This is a genomic window from Nocardia carnea, from assembly GCF_029868855.1.
Lineage (GTDB): Bacteria > Actinomycetota > Actinomycetes > Mycobacteriales > Mycobacteriaceae > Nocardia > Nocardia carnea_A.
The window spans coordinates 1-4,069 of record NZ_JARWOV010000096.1 but is presented as its reverse complement, the minus strand read 5'-3'; the positions used below and the strand labels follow the sequence as shown (position 1 = coordinate 4,069).

General features: G+C 67.4%; 2 protein-coding genes and 1 pseudogene. 1 reads left to right on the top strand and 2 read right to left on the bottom strand.

Translation table 11 applies throughout. From position 1 onward, the window contains the following. Positions 1 to 207, top strand: a pseudogene (locus tag QH195_RS09030) (adenylate/guanylate cyclase domain-containing protein); the annotation flags it as partial. Positions 208 to 300: 93 nt separating this feature from the next. Here the strand turns inward: QH195_RS09030 and QH195_RS09025 are convergent. Further along, positions 301 to 2,778 (bottom strand): glycoside hydrolase family 2 protein, encoded by a 2,478-nt coding sequence (locus QH195_RS09025; RefSeq protein WP_280435015.1) that lies wholly within the window; start codon positions 2,776 to 2,778, stop codon positions 301 to 303. An 80-nt stretch (positions 2,779 to 2,858) separates the two neighbouring features. Next, positions 2,859 to 3,899, bottom strand: a complete 1,041-nt coding sequence (locus QH195_RS09020; RefSeq protein ID WP_280435014.1) for an aldehyde dehydrogenase family protein — start codon at positions 3,897 to 3,899, stop codon at positions 2,859 to 2,861. Between the last annotated feature and the right edge of the window lie 170 nt (positions 3,900 to 4,069).

The following is a 4,069-nucleotide window of genomic DNA, read 5'->3' as shown; positions in this document are numbered from 1 at the left end:
CGGTTCGTGGCGGTGCTGTTCGTCGATATGGTCGGTTCCACCGCCACCGCCGCCGAACATCCGCCGACCGAGGTCGTGAATCTGCTCAACGAATTCTTCCGCGTGGTGGGGGGTGTGTTAGGCCCCCCCCCCCGGTTTGGGGTCAAGTTTGTGGGGGGGTGCGCGGGGGGGGTTTTTGGGGGCCCGGGGGGCCCCCCCGGCCCCCCCCGCTGGGGGCGCCGTGGGTCGAGGCGGGGGCGCGCGGGGCCTGGGGGGGGGTTGGCGTGCGGGGGCCCCCCAAACCCCCGCGAGGTCGCCCACTCAGCTTGCCGCGACCTCCAGTGTGACCTCCGTCGGTGAACAACCGTCTGCTTCGACCGTGACCGTGATCGGGCCCGGTGCCATGGGGCGGATGATCGCCAGAGCACGGCCCTGGAACGTCTGCCGGCGGCCGGTGCCGAAACGCTCCTCGGTGACGGGTGCTCCGCTGCCGAGGCCCTGCAACACGCCCGCGCCGGTCACGCGCACCCGGACCTCCCGGTCGTCGGCGGGGTGCACTACCCCGGCCGCGTCAGTGAGGGAGATTCCCACGAATGCCAGATCTCGGGTATCGGCGCGTAGTCGGTCGCGGTCGACATCGACCGCGAGGTGGGTGACGGCGGCTGCGGAGACGAGTGCTGTCCGGCCGATCGGCCGGCCGTCGCGGTAGGCCACGGCGACCAGCTCGCCCGGCCGGTAGACGGTATCGAAGTCGGCCCGGAACGCACGCTCGATGCCTACGGTGCTGCGGCCCAGAGTTTCTCCGTCGAGCAGTAGTTCGACCTCCTCGCCGTCGGTGTAGACTTCGACGTGGACGGGCGCTCCCTCGTGCCCCGGCCAGGTCCAGCAGGCGAGCGTATCGCTCCAGGCCCAGGGGGTCGCGACGGCGATCGGCCTGTTGTAGTTGCGCGGTGACTGCACCGCGATGAACGGTTCCGAACGCAAGCCGAACACCGTCTCGCGGTAGTAGGACACCGGCAGCCGGTTACCGATGAGGTCGAGGTCGCCGCAGTCGGCGGTGAGTCCCGGGTAGCCGGTTCCGAAGCCGCCGTGTGCGCCGGCGTCGTCGGCATAGGTGATCGATCCGATCCCGGTTTCGCCCAGGTAATCCATTCCGGTCCAGGTGAAATCGCCGATCACATGCGGAAACCGTTGCACCAGTGCCCAGTTGTGGTCGATGGCCGTCGGCCAGGTTTCGGTGCCCAGGATCACCCGGTTCGGGAAGAGCTCGTGATCGAGCTCGTAGCGGCTGTCGCCGTAGTTGATTCCGGCGACGTCGAGGGCGGCGAACGATTCCCGGGTGCGTTCGGTGACCTCCGGCGAGGCGGCGATCTGCCCGAGCATCGGCCCCAGCTGATTCATCATGCCGTTGACACCGGCGGCGCCGTCGTCGCCGGACGATTCCGCGGCGCTCGCCGAATTCGCCTGGAATTCCCGCATCCCGGTGAGCACCAAATCGATGATCGACACGAACCCGTTGATGCCGTTGGTGACCGGACGGGTGCTGTCAAGGGCGTGTAACTTTTCCGCCAGTCGCCTGCTCCAGCGCCCGCCGTCCGGGGTGCCGGTCTCCGGGATCTCGTTGCCGATGCTGTACATCAGCACGCTGGGGTGGTGGAAATCCTTGGCCACCATGGCCTCGAGGTCACGTTCCCACCACTGCGAGAAGTCCGCGGAGTAGTCGAAATCGCTCTTGGGCAGGTTCCACATGTCGAATGTCTCGTCGATCACGTACATGCCGGCCCGGTCGCACGCGTCCAGTACTGCGGTGCTCGCGGGGTGATGCGAGCTTCGGATGGCATTGAATCCAGCGGCCTTCAGCAGCGAAATACGGCGCTCCTCGGCACGTCCGATGGCAGCCACGCCGAGTGGGCCGTTGTCTGCGTGGACGCACGCACCCCGCAGCTTCACCGGCCGGCCGTTGACCCGCAAGCCCCGTCGGGCATCCACCTGGACGGTACGGATACCGAAGGCGATTTCGACCTCGTCGAGGGTACCGTCGGTCTCGGTGAGAGTGACCCGGGCCAGGTAGCGGTCCGGTTTCTCGGCGCTCCACAATCTGGGGTGCTCGACCGGTACCCGCAGGCGGAGGGTATCGTCCGTGCCGGGCAGGACTGTCAGCAGGGATTCCTCGGCCGCGACCGGCGTTCCTGCGGGATCGGTGAACGCCACTCGCACCGTCACGGGTGTGCTGACGGTCCCGGCGTTGCGCACGGTCGCGGTGACGTCGAGGATCGCCAGTTCGTCGTCCACGTCCGCCGTGGTGACCCTGACCCCGTCGACGGCCAGATGTACCGGGTTCTTCGTGACGAGGTGCACGTCCCGATGGATACCGCAGCCCGCGTACCAGCGGCTGTCCTTATGAGTGCGGCAGGACACCTGCACCTCGTTGTCCTCCCCGAAACGGAGGAACGGGTCGATGCGGACGAAAAAGCGTGAATAGCCGTTGGCATGCCGACCCGCGTACGCGCCGTTGACCGTCACCACCGGATCGCGGTAGACGCCGTCGAACTCGAGATATACGAGCCGGCCGCGGTCGTCTGCGGCCATCGGGAAGGTTTTACGGTACTCGAACGCGCCGTCCGGGAAATACCCGTTGGTACTACCTTCCGCAATGTCGGCGCGGCGCTCGGACTCGATGAGCGCGTCATGGGGCAAGGTGACCGGAGTCCAGCCGGTTTCCGGTGTGCCGCCCAGTTCCTTGAACGGCGTCACTTTGCGGCGCCACCGCCAGTCGTGATTGAAATTTGCTCGTGTCATCGACGCCTTCCTTGATGAACGACTCGAATTCCTGGATTCGTGGTCGATTCTGTATTCCTGTGATGTTTGTGCCCGAAGGATCAACGGCGAAGCTGCCGGGTACCGTCTACCAGCCGAGGAAGGTGCATCGGGTTGTCCTCCTGGAGCTCGGGCGGGAGCATCGGGTCCGGTGTGTTCTGGTAGGCCACCGGGCGCAGCCACCGCTCGATCGCGGTGGTGCCCACCGAGGTCGAAGTGGAGGTGCTTGCCGGGTATGGGCCGCCGTGATGCTGCGCGGCGGAGACCGCGACGCCGGTGGGCCAGCCGTTGACGACGATCCGGCCGGCGAATCCGCTCAGCCGGTCCAGGAGACCGGCCGCGGCGGTGCCGGTTTCCTCGACCTCGGAAATGTGCAGCGTCGCGGTCAGGTTGCCGGCCAGGCGGTCCAGTGCGGAAACCAACTCGGCGTCGGTGGTGTAGCGGGCGAGGACGGTGACCGGCCCGAAGCATTCTTCGAGCAGGAGGTCGTGGTTACTGTCCTCGACCAGGGTGTGGGCGTCGACCGTCAGCAGCCCCGCCGATGCTGCGCGCTCCGACAATCGCGCTGCCAGCGGTGCGTCGACGCGCGGTAGCGCGGCACGTTCGGCGAATCCGCGCACGAAGTTGTCGCGAATTCGTTCGCCGAGCAGGATCCGGCCGTCGACTTCGGACAACGCGGCAATGAGCCGGGTGGCCACTTCCTCGCCGTCGGCGCCGTTCGGGAGAAAGACAAGTCCGGGCTTCACGCAGAATTGGCCGTTGCCGAGCGTGGCCGAGTCGGCTAGTTCGGCGGCGATCCGGGCCCCGCGCTCCGCTGCGGCCGCCCGGGTGATGATCACCGGGTTGAGCGATCCGAGCTCGCCGTGAAAGGGAATCGGACTCGGCCGCGCCGCGGCAGCGTCGAACAGGGCCCGTCCGCCGGCAACGGAGCCGGTGAACCCGGCGGCCGCGACCAGCGGGTGGCGGATCAGCTCCACGCCCGCTTCGAATCCGTGCACGATCTGTATTACATCTGCCGGTAGGCCACAGTCGACGGCGGCGGCCCGGACGATCTCTGCCATCAGCTCGGAGGTCGCCGGATGGCCAGGGTGCGCCTTGACCACGACCGGGCAGCCGGGGGGCCGCGCCCGGGGGGGGTGGGCGCCCGCATGCTCGAACTGCTCGGCGCCGAGGGGTCATCGAAAAACCTGCCCGGCCGAGATTAATATCAATTACCTCTCGAATAATAGGGAATTCATATCGACTAGGTCTTGCTTGCGCGCTGGGTCACAGC